Here is a 19,115-nt window from a genome sequence, read left to right as displayed (position 1 = left end):
GGCGCCGCACGCGGCCGCCGGACCCGTTTCGGTTGTGGGACCAGCCGAGCACCCGCCTGGCCCGAGGCACCGAGGCGGGCGGGAGCGGCGCCGGGCCTCGCCGTCTACGTTCCCTGGTATGCCGCTGCGGGTGGTCCAGTGGACGACCGGGAACGTCGGACGGCGCGCGCTGCGGGCCATCCTTGGCCACCCCGAGCTGGAGCTCGTCGGGGTGTTCGCGCACTCCCACGAGAAGGTCGGGCGGGACGCGGCGGAGCTGTGCGGGCACGAGGCCGCCACGGGCGTGATCGCCACCGCCGACGTCGACGCCCTCCTCGCCCTCCGGGCCGACGCCTGTTCCTACAACCCGATGTTCCCGGACCTCGACGTCGTCTGCCGCCTCCTCCAGACGGGCGTGAACGTCTGCTCCACCGCTGGGTTCATCGACGGCAGCTCGCTCGACGAGGAAGCCCACCAGCGGCTCACGGACGCCGCCCGCCGGGGCGGCTCCACGATGTTCGGCACCGGCGTGAACCCGGGGTTCGCGAACCTGTTCGGGCTCGTGTGCGCCCAGATCTGCGACCGGGTGGACCGCATCCGAGTCCTCGAGTCGGTGGACGCGTCGGCGTACGACGCCAAGGACACCCAGGAGAGCGTCGGGTTCGCGCACCCGCTCGACACGCCCGGCCTCGTCGACCGGACGCGCGCCGGCAGCACGGTGTTCGCGGAGGCGGTGGCGATGATGGCCGACGGGCTCGGGGTCGATCTGGACGAGATCGTGTTCGACGCCGAGTACGCGCCCGCGACCGCCGATACCGACCTCGGGTTCATGGTGATCCCCGTCGGGACGGTCGCCGCCATCGATGGGCGGTGGCGAGGCCGGGTCGGGGGCCACGATCTCATCGTGCTCAACTACCAATGGATCATGGGCCCGAACGTCGACGCGCCGTTCGCGGTCCGTCACGGCTACTTCGTCGAGGTGGACGGCGAGCCCGGTGTGCGGGCGCAGTTTCAGATCGTTCCGCCCGGCGACTGGTCCGAGCCCGGGTACATGGGCCTGGGAATGATCATGACCGCGATGCCGTCGGTGAACGCCATCCCGGCCGTCGTTGCCGCGCCACCCGGGATCGCGACGCATCTCACGCTCCCGCTGGTGACGGCGCGCGGGTTCGTGCGCCCGTGAGCCGCCACCGGAACCCTGGACCCGGACGACGTCCTGGTCGGCTCGACGCACCCGCACCGTGGACGGTCGGACGGCGGGCCGACGACGACCCGGTCCGACACGATCCCAACCCGGGGAGACGCTCATGACCGTCACGACGACCGCGCGCCCGCTCCGCGTGATCCAGTGGGGCACCGGAAACGCCGGGCGGCCCGCGCTCCGCGCCATCATCCGGCGGCCCGACCTGGAGCTGGTCGGGGTCCACGCCCACGCCTCGGACAAGATCGGGCGTGACGCCGCCGACCTGTGCGGACTCGATGAGCCCACCGGCATCCTCGCCACGAGCGACATCGACGCGCTCCTCGCATCCGACGCCGACTGCGTCTCCTACATGGTCCAGGGCGAGACTCGGGTCCAGGAGACCATCAGCGAGCTGTCCCGCGCCCTCGCCGCCGGGAAGAACGTCGTGAACACCTCGCTCGTCTTCCTCGTCTACCCCCCGTTCATGCCGGGCGTGTTCCGGGAGCCGCTGGAAGCCGCGTGCAACGAGGGCCAGACGACGCTGCTGACCTCGGGCTTCGACCCCGGGTGGTCCGGCGACATCCTTCCCCTCGCGCTGGCGTGCGCGTGCGAGACCGTCGACTCGATCCGGGTCACGGAGATGATGGACTACTCCACCTACGAGGACCCCGGGTTCACGGGCCTGTTCTTCGGGTACGGGCGCCCCCTGGACTACGACGCGCCGCTGTTCGCGCCCGGCGCGATCAGCGGCGGGTGGGGCGGCATGGTCCACATGGTCGCCGACGCCCTGGGCTGGACGATCGATGAGCTCCGCGTCGATCACGAGCGGCTTCCAGCCCCGGAGACGTTTGCAACCGCCATGGGCGTGATCGAGGAGGGGACGTGCGCCGGTGTCCGCTTCGAGCTGCAGGGCCTCTCCGGTGGCGCGCCCGTGGTGGTCGCGGCGCACGTGAACCGGCTGCGAGCCGACGTCGGCCCGCAGTGGCCGCGTCTGTCCGGCGACCGGTCCGGGTACCGGATCGAGGTCATCGGATCGCCGTCCTACACCTGCGAGGTCGAGCCCATCGGCGCCGACGGCGACCACAACGCCGCAGGGATCCTCGGGACCGCGATGCGGCTGGTGAACGCGATCCCCGCGGTGTGCGCCGCCGCGCCGGGGCTCGTCACGCCGCTCGACCTGCCCATCTTCTCTGGCCGCGGCCGCCGGCCGCAGCATTGACCGCCGGCCACCGACCACGAGGAGGAGCGATGGGACAGCTCGACGGCAAGGTCGCGATCGTGACGGGCACGAGCCGCGGGGTCGGCGTCGGCATTGCGCGCCGCTTCCTCGTCGAGGGCGCGACGGTCATCGGCTGTTCGCGCCGGCCGCTCGACGCCATGCCGGCGGCGGACGGGCTGAGCGCTTCGGAGCGCACGGCGCAGTGGGTGTGCGACCAGGGCGACTGGACCCAGATCGACGCGTTCGTGGACCGTGTGGTCGACCGGTTCGGCCGCCTCGACATCCTCGTGAACAACGCCGGCGGGACCATGCCGATCCCCCGTGTGGAGGATGTACCGGAGCTCATCGCCAGGATCTCCGGCACTCCGACCGACGAGCCGTCGTTCGGCCGCACCGCGTTGTTCCATGCCTACGCGATCCAGAACAACCTCATCAGCCCGCTGTGGTTCGCGTTGCGCGCCTATCGGGCGATGGCCGACCAGGACGGAACGGGGTCCATCATCAACATCTCGAGCGGCGCCGGACATCCGGCCGGATCGCCGACCCTCGTCTCCTACGGGGCCGCGAAGTCCGGCTTGAACCACATGACGCGCTCCCTCGCCGAGGAGTGGGGACCCAAGGTGCGCGTCAACTGCCTCGCCCTCGGAGCCACCATGACCGACAACTTCCGATCCTTCGTCCTCCCCGCCGACGACCCCGAGGGCACCGAGTACTTCCAGAACGTGCCCCTGCGACGAGCCGGGACACCGGACGAGGTGGGCGCGGCGTGCGTCTTCTTGTGCTCCGGACAGGCGGACTACATCAACGGCACCACGATCGAGATCGACGGCGGGATGCTCCCGGGCGTCCTCAACGACGTCGGCATCCGCACGATCGAGGACCTGCTCGCGTCACAGCCGTGACGGGCTGAAGACCGTCGGGCGACGTCTAGCCCCGTCGGACCGGCTGGTACGTGCAGATCTGGACGCCGGTGCCGCTGGTCGAGCTTGACACCAGTGCGAGCGTCCGAGCGTTGCCATCGTCGGGGAAGAGACGCTTGCCACCACCAAGAACGATCGGCTCGATCATCAAACGGAACTCGTCGACGAGGTCGTTGCTGATCAGAGTTCGAGCGAGGCTCGCGCTCCCCATGACCTGGACGTCGCCGCCGGGCTCGGCCCGCAGTTCCCGCACCGCTCCGACGACGTCGGCGCCCTCCAGCAGGACCGAATTGGTCCACGTGAGGTCATCCTGGCTGAGGGTCCGAGAAGCGACGAACTTGCGGATCTCGTTCATCCGATCGGCGAACGGGTCACCGGCACGGCCCGGCCACGCAGCCGCCATCGTCTGCCAGGTGCGCCGACCGAACAGCAGCGCATCCGTGGCCTCCATCGCGTCGCTCACGGCCGGCCCCATGGTCTGAGGATCGAAGAAGGGCATGGACCAGCCGCCGTGCGCGAAGCCGCCGTCGGTGTCCTCCTCGGGTCCTCCGGGTGCCTGCACGATGCCGTCGAGGCTCATGAACTCGCTGATGACGATGCGCATCTCGTTCCTCCGTCGTCTCGCATGGGGACGTGTCTCGCGTGAGCCCGGACGAAGCCTAGGGACAGGAGTCACGCGCGCCGGTACCGCAGGACCGCAAGCGACCCGACCCCACGACGAGCCCGACGCCCAGACCGGTCACGGAGGTCATCCGGTGTCTCGGGGCGTCGCTTGGGTCGCCTGGACGACGGGGTTCAGCGCCCCGGCCAGGCGCGTGTCCGTGCCCGCCCGCGCGACGCGAACACCGCCCCCCCCGTGTCCGAGCGCCACCGCGGTTCGGCGGTCGCTCGGATGGGCCCGACCCGCCCAGCAGCGAGGCCCGCCGTCGATCGCGGCGACGACGGGGTGCCTGGCGTGCCGGTGGACGCGATCTCTGTGGTTCCGACACGCTGTCGCCCGATGACGTATTCGATCGTGGCTCGAGATGCAGAGACCGGGTCGCTGGGTGTTGGCGTGCAGAGCGGCTTCTTTAGCGCCGGTCGAGTTGTGCCCTGGATCGAGGCTGGCGTCGGGGCTATCGCCAGCCAGGCCTTGAGCGACGGCAGCTATGGGGTACTGGGCCTGGACCTGCTGCGGGCCGCGAAGCCCGCGTCCGAGGTCCTGGCTGCACTCCTGCTGCTTGATCCCAGCAGGGAGACGCGCCAGGTCGGGATCGTCGACGCCGCGGGGCGGAGTGCCGCGCACACCGGCCAGATGTGTGTCCCCGAGGCTGGCCAGCACACGGGTGACGGGTTCACGGTCCAGGCGAACATGATGCAACGACCGACAGTTCCCGCGGCCATGGCCGACGCTTTCCAGGCCAGCGCGGCGGCGTTTCCCGAACGCCTTGTGCAGGCTCTTCGGGCCGCCGAGAACGAAGGAGGTGACTTCCGGGGACAGCAATCGGCGGCGTTGGTCGTCGTCGATTCCCGTCCGCGACAACCGTGGGAGAGCCGAGTCGTCGACATCCGCGTCGACGACCACCACGACGCGCTCGGCGAGCTCACGCACCTTCTCGAACTCGAACGAGGTTACCGAGCTCTCGAACGAGCCATCGGTTGTCTCGAAGGACTCGATCTGGACGGCGCCGCCCGCGAACTCGACGAAGCCCAGCGCGTGCTGCCCACCGTGATCGAACCGACGCTCATGCGCATCGGGCTTCTGCTCGTGGCCAACAACACCGACCAAGCCCGCAACACGATCGAAGCCTTTGCCGGCGACCAGGTACGGCTTGCCACCGCACTTCGTCGCTCTGCAGCGGCGGGCCTTCTCCCCCTGGACTCCAGGACCATCGAGGCACTCCTGACCGACATCGCCTAGAGACTGCACGCGGCCCTTCGAACTCGGTCGCGACGCGGGCTAGGAAATCGGATCACGATCACGCGGGGCGCGGTTCCCGCGCATCTGGCTCATCAGCTGGTCCCCGATTCGGCTGGCACACTGCCGCAGAGACCAGGGTTGCCTGCGTCCCTGCAGCCCGTGGCTGGTCCTTTTGTCTGCCGATGAGTTTGCGTCGCGTGCGACGTCTCTGTCGGCGAGGAAGGATGCCGGGAAGGAGGCACCCATGGCGACGGTTGTGGCCGGTCTGACGATGTCCTTGGACGGCTTCATCGCCCATCGCGACGACGGTGTGGAGCACCTCTTCGACTGGTACGACAACCGCGATGTCGAGGTGAGGTGGCCCGGCAACGAGATGGTCTCGCACGTCACCCCGGCGAGCGCCGCCTACCTGCGTGAGACGATTGCCAGTGCAGGTGCACTGGTGGTCGGACGGCGCGTCTTCGACTACACGAACGGGTGGGAAGGGAGTCACCCCCTGGGCGTACCCGTGTTCGTCGTCACCCACCGCGTCCCCGAGGGCTGGCCCCGAGATGATGCGCCGTTCACCGTCGTCCTCGACGGCGTCGAGAGCGCGGTGGCTCAGGCCAAGGCCACTGCCGGTGACAAGACCGTGGGCCTCGCCGGACCCAGCGTCATCCAGCAGTGCATCGACGCCGACCTGGTCGACGAGCTGCACGTCGAGCTCGTGCCCGTGCTCCTCGGCGACGGCGTCCGCTTCTTCGACACGCTGGCCGACCCGCCGGTCATCCTCGAGAACCCCACTGTCATCGAGAGCGACCGGGTCACCCACCTCCAGTACCAGGTGGTCCGGTCCGTCAACTGAACCGGTCTCCGGTGGCGGCCTCCTCGCGCGCATAGGGATCGGCACCGACGTCACCGGGCGATTGGCATCTGCAGCTCAGTGACTTTGCGTTCGGGGTGCTCGTCGTCCCACTGGTGGTAGAGCTCGCGGCTCCTGCCGGCGAGCTCGTTGCCGCTGTCCTCGACCTATCGAACGAGCGCCTCGTAGAGCGACTCGACGTCCTCCATCCTGCCCCGATGAACCACCGAGGCGACCTGAACGGTGGGAAGGTCCACCACGCTGACACCGTCGGCGCTCGGCACGGACTGGTCGGCGATATCGAAGCCCGCGTGCACGGTGACGCTGCCGTCATCGGCTGGTTCCTCATACCAGGCGATAATGATCCCGGGTCGCGTCCCCGTCTGGCTGAGATGACCGAGGACCTGAGGCACGAGGCGTTCGAAGACAGGGCTGAGGTTGGCGTGCCCGAACCCAGGAGCCGACGCCGAGGCTTCGGCGACGCGGACGGGCTCAGTCGTCTTGACGGCGACATCGAGACTCGACATGACGATGCTCCCTTCGAGTGCTCGGAGATGAGCCTCGACACGGCGAAGGCGGGCTTGCTCGTCAGCGACATCCTGCGCGATCTGGGCCTGGCGCAGCCGCAGCATCCCGCGCAACTGCTCGATCGACAGGTCCTCGCCGAGGATCTGGCCGATCTGGTCCAGGGTGAAGCCGAGGTCCCGAAGGGCGAGCAAGCGGTGGAGCCGGCCGCCGGGTGACGTCGTACCGCCGATATGCGTTCTGCGGGTCGACGTGGTTGGGCTTCAGCAGTCCGGTCTCGTCGTAGTGGCGAAGCATCCGAGGCGAGACCTGCCCGAGCCGCGCGAACTCTCCGATGTTCAACATGACGTGGTCATCGATAGGCCTTCACACCGTGTGAGGGTCAAGAGGCTCCGGTCGGCAAGGGCCCCCAGGAGGGCGAGCTCGAAGATCGCGTGATCGTCGCCGTTGATGGGCCGCGACTGGGCACGCTGCCCACCAGTCGACCAGGACCCTCCGTCCGGCTCCGCAACTGCCTGAGCAGGGCGCTCTTCGAGGCGGCGGTGGGAATTGAACCACGTCCCGGGTTTTGCAGACCCTTGCCGAGTGTCCAGATGATGTCAACGGGTGGCGTTGAGGCTGCTCATGTTCGGCCTTCGGGTCGTCTGGTTATATCCCGTGTCGTTGCGTGTCGCCAGGTCTGATGGGCAAGCGATGGGCGAGCCGCGGCCCGTGAGGGGGCCCGGCGACACGACCGGGAGCGTGTCATGGCGTGTGACACGAGGTCCCGTGCTGTCGCGAGGCATACACCCGATCAATTCTCGAGCCACTGAACGGGAGCCGAACCGCACATCTGGCGCGTCACAAACTGGCAGGCAGTAGGACCATCGCTGCAGGGGCCGGAGATTGATGCGCGGCGCCCGGCACAACCCGCGATTGGGCTCGAGCTGGCCCCCCGCGACTGGCTCAGGAAGCGCGATCGAGCGCTCCCTGAGCCGGTCCTAGGCGTGTCCTGGTCCGATTGTGAGCTGCTACTTCCCGAGGGCCCTGAGAAATGTCGCGGTCTGCGGATCGGTGCGGTCGAAGTCGGCGCGCAGCAACACGATGTGACCTCGGTAGGTCTGGACGGTGTTGAGGCCTACAGCGCGTTGGGCTCCACCGGGGAGTTGCGGCGCGGTGAGGGTGATGCGGCTGGTCAGGATGGTGCCCCTGACTCGGGGGTCAGTGAAGGTGATCTTGGAGTGGATGGCCGCGTCCGCCGCGAAGTCGCCGGCGATGGCGGTGGTGTCCGCACACCACGGGACGCAGAGCGGGGTGACGATATAGGAGTCGGGACCGAAGAGCGCGGTGGCGGCCGCGACGTCGCCGCGGTTCAGGGCGCCGACGAACTGGTTGTAGAGGACCATCGGTTGGCTCGCCGAGGGGTTGCGGCTGGCCTGCGAATGGGTTGTGTGGCTGGTGCCCTGTGTGACGAGGGTCACGCTGGCGACGGCCGCGGCAACCACGGCGAGGCCGACCATGACCTTCACCATGACTGGACGGGGTCGGTGGACGCGACCGGCGGGGAGGGCGATTGCGGTTCTGGCCACGAGGTGGCTCCGTTTCTGACCGCCAGGCGGCGGTCTCACCCTTGGGGCGTTAGAAACGGGCCAACAACTGTTTCGCTCGGCGACGAAGGATCAGCGTTGCCAGGTGATCAGAGTGCCGGGTCGGTAGCTGCAGTACTGGCCGGTGCGCACTGTGTCCGCCAAGTGGGCACCGAGGTCAGGGTGTGCCGCCATGACCTTCTTGAGGGCGGCTCGCAGGGCCAGGGTGACGCTGACCCGAGCTCGTTCAGCCGTGGAGGCGGCTCGTCGGTCGCGGCCGCCGAGGCCGACGGCGGCAGCGAGCTGCTGGGTGAGCAGGTCCACCTCGGCTCGGGCCCGGGAGGCCCGTTCCGGGTCGTGGAAGTCGTCGGCTTCTTCGAGCTCGGCCTCGAGGTCGGTGACGCGTTGGCGATAGGCGGCCTTGGCCTGGGGGTCGAGCAGCTCGCCCGCGTCGCTACCTGCCGCGACGCCCCCGCGGAGGCGCTCCGGAGCCGCCCGTCGTTGGGGCGCCCGACCTTCTCTGGCGGCGACGAGTTCGAGGACGTGGATCTCGTGGCCGGGACGAGTCAGGAGTTCGCTGAGATGGTGAAGTCCCTTGGCGTCTCGCAGACGAACGACGTGACCGTGGTAGGCGACGGTCCAGTACTCGCCTTCTTGGCGAAACACCGACGCGGACCTGGAGCGAGCCCGCGCCTTCGACGTCGTGTCATCCAGGGTGTCGCCCCTGACGGAAGAACCCGATGGTTCGGCGAGGACGCGCTCGACCCATGGACCGCCGGCGTCGTGGCGGAGCGCCAGCGCTCGGGCGGCCTCGAACTTGGCCTGGCCGCCGCCGCGATCACCAGTGTCGTGCAGGTGCTCGCCCCAGCGATGTAGGACCTCGGCTTCGTCGAACGGCAAGCGGCACTCCCGAAAGGCCCGTCGGGCCGCTTGGAATTCTTGCGTGGCGTCGCCCGATTGGCCGGCGGTGGCGGCACAGGAGCCAGCCGCCAGGCGCGCCCGGCCGGCGAGTCCCCGCCAGTCTTGGCCCTCGGCCAGGATCTGCTGGCAGCGGGCGACGTGGGTCTGCGCTTCATCGGGTTCGTCGGTCTCGTCGCAGAGCAAGGCGAGTTCGCCTCGGATGCTCAGTTCGGCAAGGACCATCGGGCCGTCGAGCGCGATGCTGAGCCCGTCACGAAGCGCTCGTTCGGCGCCGTCGTGGTTACCGGCGCTGCGCTCGAGGCGTCCGAGCCAGTACAGCTGACGCCATTCGTTGAAGCGGTCGCCAGTGCGGTGCAGCCGGTCCAGGTCGGTGAGCAGTGCCTCTCGTCCAGCGTCCCAATCGCCGGACCACAGTGCGAGCAACGGTTCCACGTATTGGTCGCCGGCTAGCGGCTCCACGACGTGCCGCGCCTTGCTGAGCTGACCACACAAGGCGTGACTCATGGCGAGGAAGGTGAGGAGATGCCAGCGCTGCCCGGGTGCCTGGGCGGTGCGGGCTTTGGCGAGCTCCCGCTGGCACACGATCATCGCCGGCGCTGGATCCAGCAAGAACACCAAATGAGCGCCGAGCCCCCACGCGGCGTAGAACGCGGCCACTGGGTGCTGAAGCCGGTCCGCGGTCTCCCAGGCTTCTTCGATGACCCGCCTGCCGACCGCGAGCTGGCCTCGCTCGATCTGACGCAAACCAAGCGTCAGCTGGCTGGTCGCTACTGCTCCCGCGGGTGGTTCGTCGATGGTCTCGGTGACCTCCACCGCTCGGTCGGCCGCGGCCACACTCTCCTCGCAGCACATCCCGTAGCAGGCCGCGTTGGACAGCATGGCGTACACCAGCTGCAAGTCGATGCCTGGCTGGTTCTGGGAGAGCATGTCCTCGGCGGCGCGAAGATGGACGAGCGCCTTCGGAATGTCCATGATGTCGACATCGGCATCGGGATACATCGACCAGGCGGACCCGAGCCCGGCGTGCATTCGAACCGTCCGCCTCGTGTCTCCCAACTCCTCATAGATGGCGAGTGCTCGCTCCTGGCAGCGGATCCCCCGAGCACGATCGAGACCTGCCGTGAACATCAGATGGCCCAGCGCGGCGAGCAACCCGGCTCGGCGCGCCGGCTCGGCATTGTGTTCTTCCATAAGTGCCAGCGCGGCTTCGAGGTCGACCACGGCATCTTCATAAGCGAAGGCGGCCTCCGCGGCACCCCCAGCTTGCCGCGAGTACTCAATTGCCTTCTCCAACGTGCCCGACGGCACCGCGCGCCGAAAGTGGTCCGCTAGCTCGGCGAGGTGGCTGCGCAGGTCGACGCCAAACTGGGCTTCGATCGTTTCGCCCACCAAACGATGGAGCTGCACTCGAGCCGAAGTCGAGTGGCTGTCGTAGAGCACGTCTCGAAACAGTGCGTGTGCGAACTCGTAGTCACCGACTCTGGGCGAGAGCACGACGCGTGCGTGGATCGCCTCATCGAGCGCCTCCAGGACCTGGTCCTGTTCCAGTCCCGTCATGCTGATCAGCAGCGTCAGATCGAACGCCGTGCCCACCACTGACGCCGCCGCCAACACCTGCCGGGTTGTCGGCGAAAGGGCGGCGAGTCGTGCCGCCAGGACCTCCCGTACGCCTGCCGGCAAGGGAACCTCAGCGTGCCCCGCTTCTGTGTCAGCGAGCAGACCGCGAACAGCCAGAAGCCGGGTTAGCTCACGCACAAAGAACGGATTGCCGCGGGTGCGTTCGTGCAGTGACGACACCAGCCCCGATCCCACCTCGACGCCGGCGGTCTTCGCTGCCAATTCAGCAACCTCAGGCTCACCTAGACCGCCGAGGACGATCCGGGTGGCGTTTCGCGACAGCTCAGCCAGCACGTGGCTCAAGTCAGCATCCTCGCTGAGAGCCGTATCCCGGTACGTGCCCACCACCAACATCCGCGCTCCCTGCAACTGACGAGCCACAAACCCCAACAGGAGGAGCGACGACGCGTCAGCCCATTGCAGATCATCCAGAACGAGGACAAGCGGTCTTTTCTCGGCAGCAGCCGCGAACCAGGACGTCACCGCATCGAAGAGCTGGAACCGCGCTCGATCAGCATCCAGCTCAGCCCGCGGTTCACCATCTTCGGGCACGGCTAGCTCCGGGACCAGCGAACCCAGAGCGTTGGGAACGACACCTGCCGCTCCGGACGGCTCCGAGCCCGCCCAGGCGCGCATCAACTGGATCCACGGCCAGTACGCCGGCGCCCCACTCGATCTCCAAGCGCTAGCCCAAAGCACCTGCGCGCCGCGTGCGCTGGCATAGCCCCTCACCTCTTCAGCCAGTCGCGTCTTCCCGATGCCAGCATCGCCACCGATCAAGACCAGCTGACCTCGGCCTTCGATCGCCTCGTCACACGCATGGCAGAGCTCCTCGAGCTCGATCGCGCGGCCTACGAACCCGGCACCGGTCACCCTCTGCTCTCGCGCACTCACTCCTCTAGCGCGCGGCTCCGCTTGTCCGTGCACCAGCACTCTGGCCGTAACGATCGACCTGTCGGTCTGATGCTCGGTCACTTCGAAGAGCTGAACCTCACCCGGGAAGCCCTTGAGACGATGCCAACCCCGATCGACGAAACCCACGCCGGGCCGCAGACCACTCGACTGGCGCACCACATCGCTCACCAGGATCTGACCGCCCTCGGCCTCGGCCGTAATGCGAGCCGCCAGCGCCACCGCGGCCCCCTGCAGGTCCTCCCCATCGGCGAGCACGTCGCCACTATTGATCCCAATCCGAACACGAGGACCAGCCGCGAGGCTCCCCTCGACAAGTCCCTGCTGGATCGCCACCGCACACGCCAGCGATCGCCGCGCCGACTCGAAGACAGCCAAGACGCCGTCGCCGACCGATTTGACAACGCGCCCCCCAAACTCGGCGACGCGCTCGCGAGTCAGCCGCTCAACCGCCGACACCAACTCCCAACCGCCCGCATCACCCAAGCGGGCGAAGACGTCGGTTGAGCCTTCGACATCCGTGAACAACACGGTCACCAACGACTCGGACTCGCCCAAGACCGGCCCCCAATCACGCAGGCCTCCCTATTGTTCACCTACGAGCGCGCGATCGAGCACGGACCGAGGATCCGACACCATTCGCTGGCCTCAGAGCCGTTCTGCCCAAAGGATCCAGCCCAACATCCAAGCGCTGGCGATGGGGCGAAAGCCCAGACGCGCCACCATTAACGGCAGCGTCGTATCCGGACGGATCGCTCCCAGCGGCGTGGGCGCGGCCGCTGATGAGAGAAGAGCTCTTGGACGCGGCGGTGGGAATTGAACCCCACGTCCAGGGTTTTGCAGACCCCTTGCCGGACGTCCATGTGATATCAACGAATGACGTTGAGGCTGCTCATGTTCCGTCTTCGTGTCCTCTGATTATCTCCTGTGTCGCCGCGTGCGGCCAGGTTTGATGGCAAATGATGGGCGAGGTGCGGCCAGTCCCGGCAGGAGGATGGTCACCAGCCCTTCAGCGTGAGCGCCGATCCACGCGGGGTTATTCGGATCCCGGCCGGTGAGAAGGCGAACTTCGGAGGCGTTCACATAGGGCAACGATGCCGCGCCGATCAGCACGTAGTAGAGGATCTCGTGGTCGATGGGTGCGGCGATGCCGGCTTCACGAAGCGTCTGCCACGCTGGCCGGATGCCGTCGAAGAACGGCTTCACGTGGGTCTCGGTCAACCACGCCAGCCGGTCGCTGGCCGCGGTGCCCTCGTGCACCATGATCTGGTTGAGCTCGGGGTGCTCGGCTGCGAATCCCACGAACCGACGTATCCCATCCGCGAAGGCCGCGGCGAGCTCCCATGCATCAACTCCGGTCACCTTGGCGGGGATCACACCCTCCAGCGCCTCCCACAGGAGGCCGAAGAGGTAGTCCACCGCGGCGGTCCACAGGGCCGCCTTCGACTCGAAGTGGTAGTTGATCTGCGGCTGGTGCGCCTCAACGCGCCCCGCGATTGCACGCGTTGACGCGCCGTCGAAGCCCTTGGCCCCGAACTCGACCAGTGCCGACTCCAGCAGGGCCTCGCGGATGTCGGCCCTCGCCCGGCGGAGCCGGACCTTGTTGGGCGCTTGGGCCTTGCGCTGCATCGCCGGCAGAGCGTAGCCTCTGTTATCAATCGATAATAATAGCCCAGCAGCAGGTGGAGGAATATGGGCGCTGCTCGTGGGGTCACGAACCAAGACCGAGATCCCGCGTCGGTGCGTCTGTTGCCGCTGTCGAAGGATCCGTTCCAGGCGCCGACGGATCGAGACATGCTGCCCTCGGAGCGGCGGCTGTTCGTTCGGACCCACCGGACCTGCGTGTTCGGTTACGGCCGCCGGTTGGATGGACCGGCGATGTCGGTCGTCTACTACATCCCAGCGGCCAACGACGACCTGCTCGTGGCAACCATGGCCGAGCGGGCCAAGGCCAAAGCCGTCGCCCGGAACGGCAAAGTCAGCCTCTGCGTCCTCGACGAGACCTGGCCCTTCGCTTACCTGCAGGTCTACTGCGACGCGGTGATCGACGACGACGACGAAACGCTGATCGACGCGATGATGGCGGTGGCTGAGCGAATGTCGGGTGAGCCGTTGGCACCAGAGCTGCGCCCCGTGGTCAAGGCGGTCGCAGAGGAAGAAGGCCGGGTGCTGGTGCGCTGCCGGCCCTACGCGACGTTCGTGACGCCGCCGCGACACCTGCACCGCAACGACCAGGAGGAGCCGCTGACCCACTGGGTCTCGGCGTCAATGCCCTGGGCTGCTCCGGACGCCCCGGACGAAGCTTGACGTTCCGATTCGCCAACGTCGACGGCCGCTCCGCGCTCGTCGATTCCGACGGCCGCTGGTTCGACGCGTCGAGGGTGAGCGGCGGCGTTATTAGCGCCGATCCGATGGGCGCGTGGCGTCGGCTCGACGAGCTGCACCAGGCGGCTGGCACCATCCGGGAAGCCGTGCCCGACGGGAACATCAGGGACGCCGGCGTTCGACCACCGATCCCCTCGCCCCGGAGCGTGTTCGCAGTCGGGCTCAACTATCGGTCGCATGTGGACGAGTCCAAGATGAAGGTGCCGGACGCGCCGCTCATCTTCACGAAGTTCCCGAGCTGTCTTGCCGGGCCCACCGACCTCGTCATCCTTGGCGGAAGCACCGACGACTACGAAGCGGAGCTCGTGGTCGTGATCGGCCGTGGGGGTCGCGATATCAGGCGCGAGGACGCGTGGGGCCACGTCGGTGGGCTGACCGTCGGGCAGGACATCTCCGACCGGGCCTTGCAGTTCGCGGCCGAGCCCGCCCACTTCGATCTGGGCAAGTCCCGGGACACCTACGGGCCGATCGGCCCGGTCGTCGTCTCCACTGACTCTTTCGCCAACCCCGGTGACCTGCTGATCACCTGTGACGTCAATCATGAGCGACGCCAAGAGGATCGCACGTCGAACCTGATCTTCGACATCCCGACCCTGATCAGCTACCTGTCCAGCATCCTCAGCCTCAGCCCCGGCGATCTCATCTTCACCGGCACGCCGGACGGGGTCGGCGCCGCAAGTCTCCGGTTCCTCGGCGACGGGGACGTGATCACGACCACGATCGAAGGCATTGGCACCCTGACGAACGTGTGCCGGGTACCGCAGCGGGCACATCGATGACCATCGCCAACCCGGCTGGTCGGCCGTCGAGCTGAGAGGACGTCGTGGCCTTGCACAGACTGGCGTCGATCACGATCGGCGTCCCCAACGTCGAAGCAACGGCTCGGTACTACGACGAGTTCGGGCTGACCCGTGACGGTGCCTGCTTTTCGACCCGCGATGGCGGGGAGCAGCTTCGCATCATCGAGAGCCCCACCCGTCGGCTCGTCGAGTTGTGTATCGGAGCCGACGACCCCGACGACTTGGACCGCGTTGCCGACCGACTCGCCAGACTCGGGGTCACGAGCCAGCGCGACCCTGGCAGCGTCAGCGCAGTCGAGGTTCGTAGCGGCGCTCGAGCCTTGATCGAGGTGCTGCCCCGGATCGCACAAGATCCAGCCGCGATCGGGCCGTACAACGGGCCCGGACGTGCCGAGCGAACGAACCGTCGTGCACCAGCCGTCCTGCGCGACGAACCGATCCGCCCCCGCAAACTGGGGCACGTCGTCATTGGCACGCCCGACCCCGACGCTTCGCAGCGCTTCTTCGTCGACGGCGTCGGCTTCAAGGTGAGCGACGAAGTCCGGGGCGTGGCCGCGTTCCTGCGGTGCTCCACCGACCATCACAACCTGCTGATCCAGCCGTCGCCGGTGGCGTTCCTGCATCACACGTCCTGGCAGGTCGAAGATGTCGACGAAGTTGGCCGCGGAGCCACGCGGATGCTCGACGGTCACCCGGAGCGTCACACCTGGGGGCTCGGCCGTCACTTCATCGGCTCGAACTTCTTCTGGTACCTGCGAGACCCAGCCGGCAACTTCTCTGAGTACTACTCGGACATGGACACCATCACTGACGACCAACTCTGGACACCAGGAACCTGGGAACCGTCGCTTCGCGCTCTGTACGCGTGGGGGCCCGACGTGCCACCCTCAATGCTGGAGCCCGACGACCTCGCCGACCTGATGGCCGCCTCACATCAAAGTTAACGAACCGGCCCAGGCGGCGAACGCTCTTCCTCATCCGCCTGAGCACTGCCGATGTTCGGCTACGTCAGCCGACCTGCGCCATCCCTGCCGGGACCAGTGCCCGCGGCCAACGATTGGCTCACCGAGATCGCGGTCGGGTCGCGTGGCTGACCGAAAGCGTTAGGAGTCCGGCGACGGCGAGGGGCAGGAGCCACCACCAGTCGGCCCCGTGATGAGCGGCGACGTACACGGCTGTGATCGACGCAACGACGCCAAGTGCGAGGCGCCAATCGTCGCCGATGATGAAGTCGTACCAGAACCGGCCGAACGTCGCGACGGCCCTCATCCGATCGCTCCCGCGAGCTGAGCGCGGAGGTGGCGCCGACGCAACATCGAGACGAGCAGAGCACTCATCGTGAGCACGAACGCGAGCAGTGCGATGAGCGATGCGTCACTCCCAGGCCAGGTCACACCGGCGCCTTCACCGGCCCAGAAGATACCGAAGGTGCTGAGCATCACACCGACGGCGTACTTCATGGTGTTCTCGGGAACGCGGCTCAACGGCCGATGCACGGTCAGGCCCACGACGAGCACGACCACCGCGGCCGCCGCGGCCCCGATCGCGGCCAAACCGACGTTGCGTTGGGCACCTCCGAACGTGACCACAATGAACGCGACCTCAAGCCCTTCGAGAAACACGCCTTTGAACGAGACGGTGAAGGTGTACCAGTCGACGCGCGATCCGCGGCGCGACACCGCCAGCGCGGCACGTCGCTCCTCGGCGAAGATCGCTTCCTCGTCGTGACGCGCCTTGAATCCGCTCGCGCGCAAGATCGCCTTCCGGAGCCACTGGAGCCCGAAGATCAGGAGGAGACCACCCACAAAGAGTCGCAAGACGTCGATCGGTAGGACGGCCAGCGCCGGACCCAGCAGCGCGACGACCAAGGACAGCGCACCCAGCGCTGTGGCGGCCCCGATGATCGCCGATCGCCACCCTCGGGTCACCCCGACTGCCAGCACGATGGTCAGCGCTTCCACCATCTCCACCACGCAGGCGACGAAGGCCGCCGCAACGAGGAACACCGCGTGGGTCATTGCGCGGCCGCCACCTGGGTGTAGTATGTACTACGATGAGCGAGAAGCATGAGACAGACACTACACTCGGTCTGGCGGCCCGTCTAGAGCGCATCACCAGTCCTGCCGAGCGCCGAGTCGCCGACTTCCTCCTCGAATCCGGAGCCAGAGCGGCCCCCCTGTCGGCGCAGGAAATCGCCGCCGCGGTCGGCACCAGTGATGCCACCGTCGTACGGACCTCGAAGTCCCTCGGCTACCCAAGCCTGCGCGACCTTCGACGATCGCTCGCCGGCGATGCCGACGAGGCCGACCTGGCGTCCCGCCTGGGCGCCACGATCGGAGGGACGGCGACCGCGCACGACGTCCTGGCCACCGCGGCCGACCGGCAGTTTGTGGCCCTGCAGACGCTCTTGCGGCGGGTACCGGCCAAGGACTTCGACGCCGCCGCGGCGATCCTCGCCGACGCGAAGCACCTCTGGTGGTGTGGGACCGGCCCGTCGGCGCACCTTGCCGACTACGCCGCGTTCCTCAGCCGGCGGCTCGGCCGACCGGCAGGATCTCTTACGCACGCCGGCACCGACCACGCCGACGAACTCCTTGCACTCGAGAGCGGCCATGCCGTCGTGGTGCTCGCCTACGGACGTATCCATCCGTACGTGCACGTGCTTCTCCAGCACGCTGCCGATGTGAACGCCAAGGTCGTCCTCATCACAGACACGATCAATGTCCGATCCGCCTCACCGATCGCCGCCCAGCTCAACGCGGGTCGTGGCGCGGCCGGGTTGTTTGCCACCCACGGGCCAACCATCGTGCTCCTCGAGGCACTCGTACTCGCCATCGCGGCCGCCGAGCCGTCCCGATCCGAGCAGGCGCTCGCCACGCTCAACGAATTGCGACGATCCATCGCCGGCAAGCGCGTCGACGTCGACTCCAACTAAAGGATCACCCGGATCGTCCGGCAGCCGATGGGCAGGCGCCGACCAGCCCGCCCCACGGTTGCTCCGCCGCTGGTCGGGAAACCACCCCTGAGCAGGGAATCTGTTCTAGGGCTCAGGAACCTGGTTGCGGTGACCGCCGCGCCGGGGGGCCCAGGTCCTCATCGCCGACCGCTCCCATGGCCTTGGCGAATCCGGCGAGGTCGAGCTCTGAGAGGTGGTCCATTACGTGCCTGCGGGCGCTCGCCAGGTGCGTGGGCCACGCACGCTCGAGTCGTTGGAAGCCGGCATCCGTCAGAACTGCCATCTGGCCGCGGCCGTCTGACTCGTCCCGGACGCGCTCGATGAGGCCCTGTCCAGAGAGGCGGTCGACGACGCGAGTGAGCCCGCCGCTGGTGATCGATGCGTAGTTCGCAAGATCACCCATCCGGAGAGAACGGTCGGGAGCCTCCGACAGGTGTAACAGCACGGAGTACTCGGTGAGGTTTAGGCCCTGTGCTTCGAGCAGGTCCTTCTCCATGACGCGAGGGATCACCACTACCGCCCGGCTGAGGGCGCGCCAAGCGGCGCGCGGCGCCGTTGCTGAGGCAAACGAGCAGGCCGACGCCGGTGGAGTTCGCCGTCTGGTCCGACGCCAATCAAAGGCACGCCCAGACACCGCCGGCTAGTCGATGTCGTTATCGTTCGAATGCGTGGGCTTGGTCGGCAGGGCGGATGAGTGCACGCAGATCGACGAACTCCTCGACTCGATCCGCAACGGCTTGAGCGGGGCGTTGGTGGTCCGCGGTGAGGCCGGGGTGGGCAAGACCGCGCTCCTCGACTACGCGGTGAACAGAGCGGATGGCTTCGAGATCGTTCGGCTGACGGGCGTCGAGCCGGAACGGGACCTCGGTTTTGCCGCGCTGCACCGGCTGCTCGCCCCGATGCTCGACCAGATCGGACAGCTCCCCTCTGTCCAACGGAACGCGCTGAACTCCGCCCTGGGTTTGACGGCGGGGCCGCCTGCCAACCCCTTCCTGGTGGGGCTCGCCGTGATCAGCATGACCGCCATTGCGGCAGACGCCGACGGGCCGGCGCTTTACGTTGTCGACGACGCCCAGTGGGTGGACAGCGAGTCGATCGCCGCGCTCGCCTTCTGGGCCCGCCGGCTACAAGCCGATCGCATCGGCGTGATCTTCGGTGAACGCAGCGACACGATGACGGCGAGCCCCGTACAAGGACTTCCAGTACTCGAACTCAATGGGCTTGGGTATGACGAGGCCCAGGCGCTGCTGGCCTCGGCGGCCGGCTTCGAGCTCGACCGTGACGTCGCTGACCGGGTCCTGGCCGAAACCGAAGGCAACCCCCTGGCCATCATCGAAGTGGGCAAGAGCCTCACTCCGCAAAAGCTGGTCGGCTTGGCCGCCGCGCCCCATC

Annotated in this window: 18 protein-coding genes and 1 pseudogene; 11 read left to right on the top strand and 8 right to left on the bottom strand. The window is 67.8% G+C overall.

Annotated features, from left to right (window positions below; translation table 11 throughout):
• Window positions 1–118 precede the first annotated feature (118 nt).
• From VG869_13775 to VG869_13765, 3 genes are all read left to right on the top strand, one after another.
• Window positions 119–1,162 carry a dihydrodipicolinate reductase gene (locus VG869_13775; GenBank protein HEV3452250.1) on the top strand — a complete coding sequence of 348 codons (1,044 nt, stop codon included), beginning with the start codon at window positions 119–121 and terminating at the stop codon, window positions 1,160–1,162.
• 124 nt (window positions 1,163–1,286) lie between these two features.
• The gene (locus VG869_13770; GenBank protein HEV3452249.1) at window positions 1,287–2,381 is read left to right on the top strand and encodes a hypothetical protein; all 1,095 of its coding nucleotides are present in this window, start codon (window positions 1,287–1,289) and stop codon (window positions 2,379–2,381) included.
• A gap of 29 nt (window positions 2,382–2,410) precedes the next feature.
• Window positions 2,411–3,283, top strand: a complete 873-nt coding sequence (locus VG869_13765) for an SDR family oxidoreductase (protein HEV3452248.1) — start codon at window positions 2,411–2,413, stop codon at window positions 3,281–3,283.
• A gap of 25 nt (window positions 3,284–3,308) precedes the next feature.
• Here the strand turns inward: VG869_13765 and VG869_13760 are convergent, their stop codons facing one another.
• Window positions 3,309–3,905 (bottom strand): dihydrofolate reductase family protein, encoded by a 597-nt coding sequence (locus tag VG869_13760; GenBank protein ID HEV3452247.1) that lies wholly within the window; start codon window positions 3,903–3,905, stop codon window positions 3,309–3,311.
• Window positions 3,906–4,301: 396 nt separating this feature from the next.
• Here VG869_13760 and VG869_13755 point away from each other — a divergent pair, with 396 nt between their 5' ends.
• Window positions 4,302–5,201, top strand: coding sequence for a DUF1028 domain-containing protein (locus VG869_13755; protein ID HEV3452246.1), 900 nt, complete (start codon window positions 4,302–4,304; stop codon window positions 5,199–5,201).
• 256 nt (window positions 5,202–5,457) lie between these two features.
• Window positions 5,458–6,045 (top strand): dihydrofolate reductase family protein, encoded by a 588-nt coding sequence (locus tag VG869_13750; GenBank protein HEV3452245.1) that lies wholly within the window; start codon window positions 5,458–5,460, stop codon window positions 6,043–6,045.
• Between the two features lie 164 nt (window positions 6,046–6,209).
• Here VG869_13750 and VG869_13745 read toward each other — a convergent pair whose 3' ends face one another.
• Window positions 6,210–6,674 carry a hypothetical protein gene (locus tag VG869_13745; protein HEV3452244.1) on the bottom strand — a complete coding sequence of 155 codons (465 nt, stop codon included), beginning with the start codon at window positions 6,672–6,674 and terminating at the stop codon, window positions 6,210–6,212.
• On the opposite strand from VG869_13745, the gene VG869_13740 reads away from it, so the two are divergent.
• On the top strand, window positions 6,597–6,785 hold the full coding sequence (locus VG869_13740) for a hypothetical protein (protein HEV3452243.1): 189 nt from the start codon (window positions 6,597–6,599) through the stop codon (window positions 6,783–6,785). The two genes, VG869_13745 and VG869_13740, sit on opposite strands and share 78 nt — an antisense overlap.
• 10 nt (window positions 6,786–6,795) lie before the next feature.
• Here the strand turns inward: VG869_13740 and VG869_13735 are convergent.
• The 4 genes and pseudogenes from VG869_13735 to VG869_13720 form a co-directional block, all read right to left on the bottom strand.
• Window positions 6,796–6,912, bottom strand: a pseudogene (locus VG869_13735) (MerR family DNA-binding transcriptional regulator).
• Between the two features lie 665 nt (window positions 6,913–7,577).
• A complete protein-coding gene (locus VG869_13730; protein HEV3452242.1) occupies window positions 7,578–8,066 on the bottom strand; it encodes a hypothetical protein in 489 nt (162 codons plus the stop codon).
• Between the two features lie 159 nt (window positions 8,067–8,225).
• Window positions 8,226–12,119: an AAA family ATPase gene (locus tag VG869_13725; GenBank protein ID HEV3452241.1), complete on the bottom strand. Its 3,894-nt coding sequence runs from the start codon at window positions 12,117–12,119 to the stop codon at window positions 8,226–8,228.
• A 381-nt stretch (window positions 12,120–12,500) separates the two neighbouring features.
• Window positions 12,501–13,211, bottom strand: coding sequence for a TetR/AcrR family transcriptional regulator (locus tag VG869_13720; protein HEV3452240.1), 711 nt, complete (start codon window positions 13,209–13,211; stop codon window positions 12,501–12,503).
• A 165-nt stretch (window positions 13,212–13,376) separates the two neighbouring features.
• Between VG869_13720 and VG869_13715 the strand changes: the two genes are divergently transcribed.
• Genes VG869_13715 through VG869_13705 form a run of 3 tightly spaced genes read left to right on the top strand, consistent with a single transcriptional unit; the run spans window position 13,377 to window position 15,711 of the window.
• Window positions 13,377–13,889 (top strand): pyridoxamine 5'-phosphate oxidase family protein, encoded by a 513-nt coding sequence (locus VG869_13715; GenBank protein HEV3452239.1) that lies wholly within the window; start codon window positions 13,377–13,379, stop codon window positions 13,887–13,889.
• A complete protein-coding gene (locus tag VG869_13710) occupies window positions 13,886–14,746 on the top strand; it encodes a fumarylacetoacetate hydrolase family protein (protein ID HEV3452238.1) in 861 nt (286 codons plus the stop codon). The genes VG869_13715 and VG869_13710 overlap by 4 nt, the downstream gene beginning before the upstream one ends.
• 44 nt (window positions 14,747–14,790) lie before the next feature.
• Entirely contained in the window at window positions 14,791–15,711 is a 921-nt protein-coding gene (locus VG869_13705) for a VOC family protein (protein HEV3452237.1), read from the top strand.
• 321 nt (window positions 15,712–16,032) lie between these two features.
• Here VG869_13705 and VG869_13700 read toward each other — a convergent pair whose 3' ends face one another.
• Window positions 16,033–16,785, bottom strand: a complete 753-nt coding sequence (locus VG869_13700) for a hypothetical protein (protein HEV3452236.1) — start codon at window positions 16,783–16,785, stop codon at window positions 16,033–16,035.
• Between VG869_13700 and VG869_13695 the strand changes: the two genes are divergently transcribed.
• On the top strand, window positions 16,785–17,702 hold the full coding sequence (locus tag VG869_13695; protein HEV3452235.1) for a MurR/RpiR family transcriptional regulator: 918 nt from the start codon (window positions 16,785–16,787) through the stop codon (window positions 17,700–17,702). The two genes, VG869_13700 and VG869_13695, sit on opposite strands and share 1 nt — an antisense overlap.
• A 112-nt stretch (window positions 17,703–17,814) precedes the next feature.
• On the opposite strand, the gene VG869_13690 is transcribed toward VG869_13695, so the two are convergent.
• Entirely contained in the window at window positions 17,815–18,219 is a 405-nt protein-coding gene (locus VG869_13690; GenBank protein ID HEV3452234.1) for a MarR family transcriptional regulator, read from the bottom strand.
• A 172-nt stretch (window positions 18,220–18,391) separates the two neighbouring features.
• Here VG869_13690 and VG869_13685 point away from each other — a divergent pair.
• Window positions 18,392–19,115: ATP-binding protein (locus VG869_13685; protein HEV3452233.1), on the top strand; the 724-nt coding region annotated here is incomplete at its 3' end.

The sequence above is a fragment of the Acidimicrobiia bacterium genome (genome assembly GCA_035948415.1).
Lineage (GTDB): Bacteria > Actinomycetota > Acidimicrobiia > IMCC26256 > PALSA-555 > PALSA-555.
This window is presented reverse-complemented; position numbering and strand designations above follow the sequence as displayed.

Bases quoted from the DNA above. Each gene is read 5' to 3' on its own strand.
- VG869_13775 (HEV3452250.1), top strand. From the start codon at position 119: ATGCCGCTGCGGGTGGTCCAGTGGACGACCGGGAACGTCGGACGGCGC.
- VG869_13770 (HEV3452249.1), top strand. From the start codon at position 1,287: ATGACCGTCACGACGACCGCGCGCCCGCTCCGCGTGATCCAGTGGGGC.
- VG869_13765 (HEV3452248.1), top strand. From the start codon at position 2,411: ATGGGACAGCTCGACGGCAAGGTCGCGATCGTGACGGGCACGAGCCGC.
- VG869_13760 (HEV3452247.1), bottom strand. From the start codon at position 3,905: ATGCGCATCGTCATCAGCGAGTTCATGAGCCTCGACGGCATCGTGCAG.
- VG869_13755 (HEV3452246.1), top strand. From the start codon at position 4,302: ATGACGTATTCGATCGTGGCTCGAGATGCAGAGACCGGGTCGCTGGGT.
- VG869_13740 (HEV3452243.1), top strand. From the start codon at position 6,597: ATGAGCCTCGACACGGCGAAGGCGGGCTTGCTCGTCAGCGACATCCTG.
- VG869_13745 (HEV3452244.1), bottom strand. From the start codon at position 6,674: ATGCTGCGGCTGCGCCAGGCCCAGATCGCGCAGGATGTCGCTGACGAG.
- VG869_13730 (HEV3452242.1), bottom strand. From the start codon at position 8,066: ATGGTCGGCCTCGCCGTGGTTGCCGCGGCCGTCGCCAGCGTGACCCTC.
- VG869_13720 (HEV3452240.1), bottom strand. From the start codon at position 13,211: ATGCAGCGCAAGGCCCAAGCGCCCAACAAGGTCCGGCTCCGCCGGGCG.
- VG869_13715 (HEV3452239.1), top strand. From the start codon at position 13,377: ATGCTGCCCTCGGAGCGGCGGCTGTTCGTTCGGACCCACCGGACCTGC.
- VG869_13700 (HEV3452236.1), bottom strand. From the start codon at position 16,785: ATGACCCACGCGGTGTTCCTCGTTGCGGCGGCCTTCGTCGCCTGCGTG.
- VG869_13690 (HEV3452234.1), bottom strand. From the start codon at position 18,219: ATGGAGAAGGACCTGCTCGAAGCACAGGGCCTAAACCTCACCGAGTAC.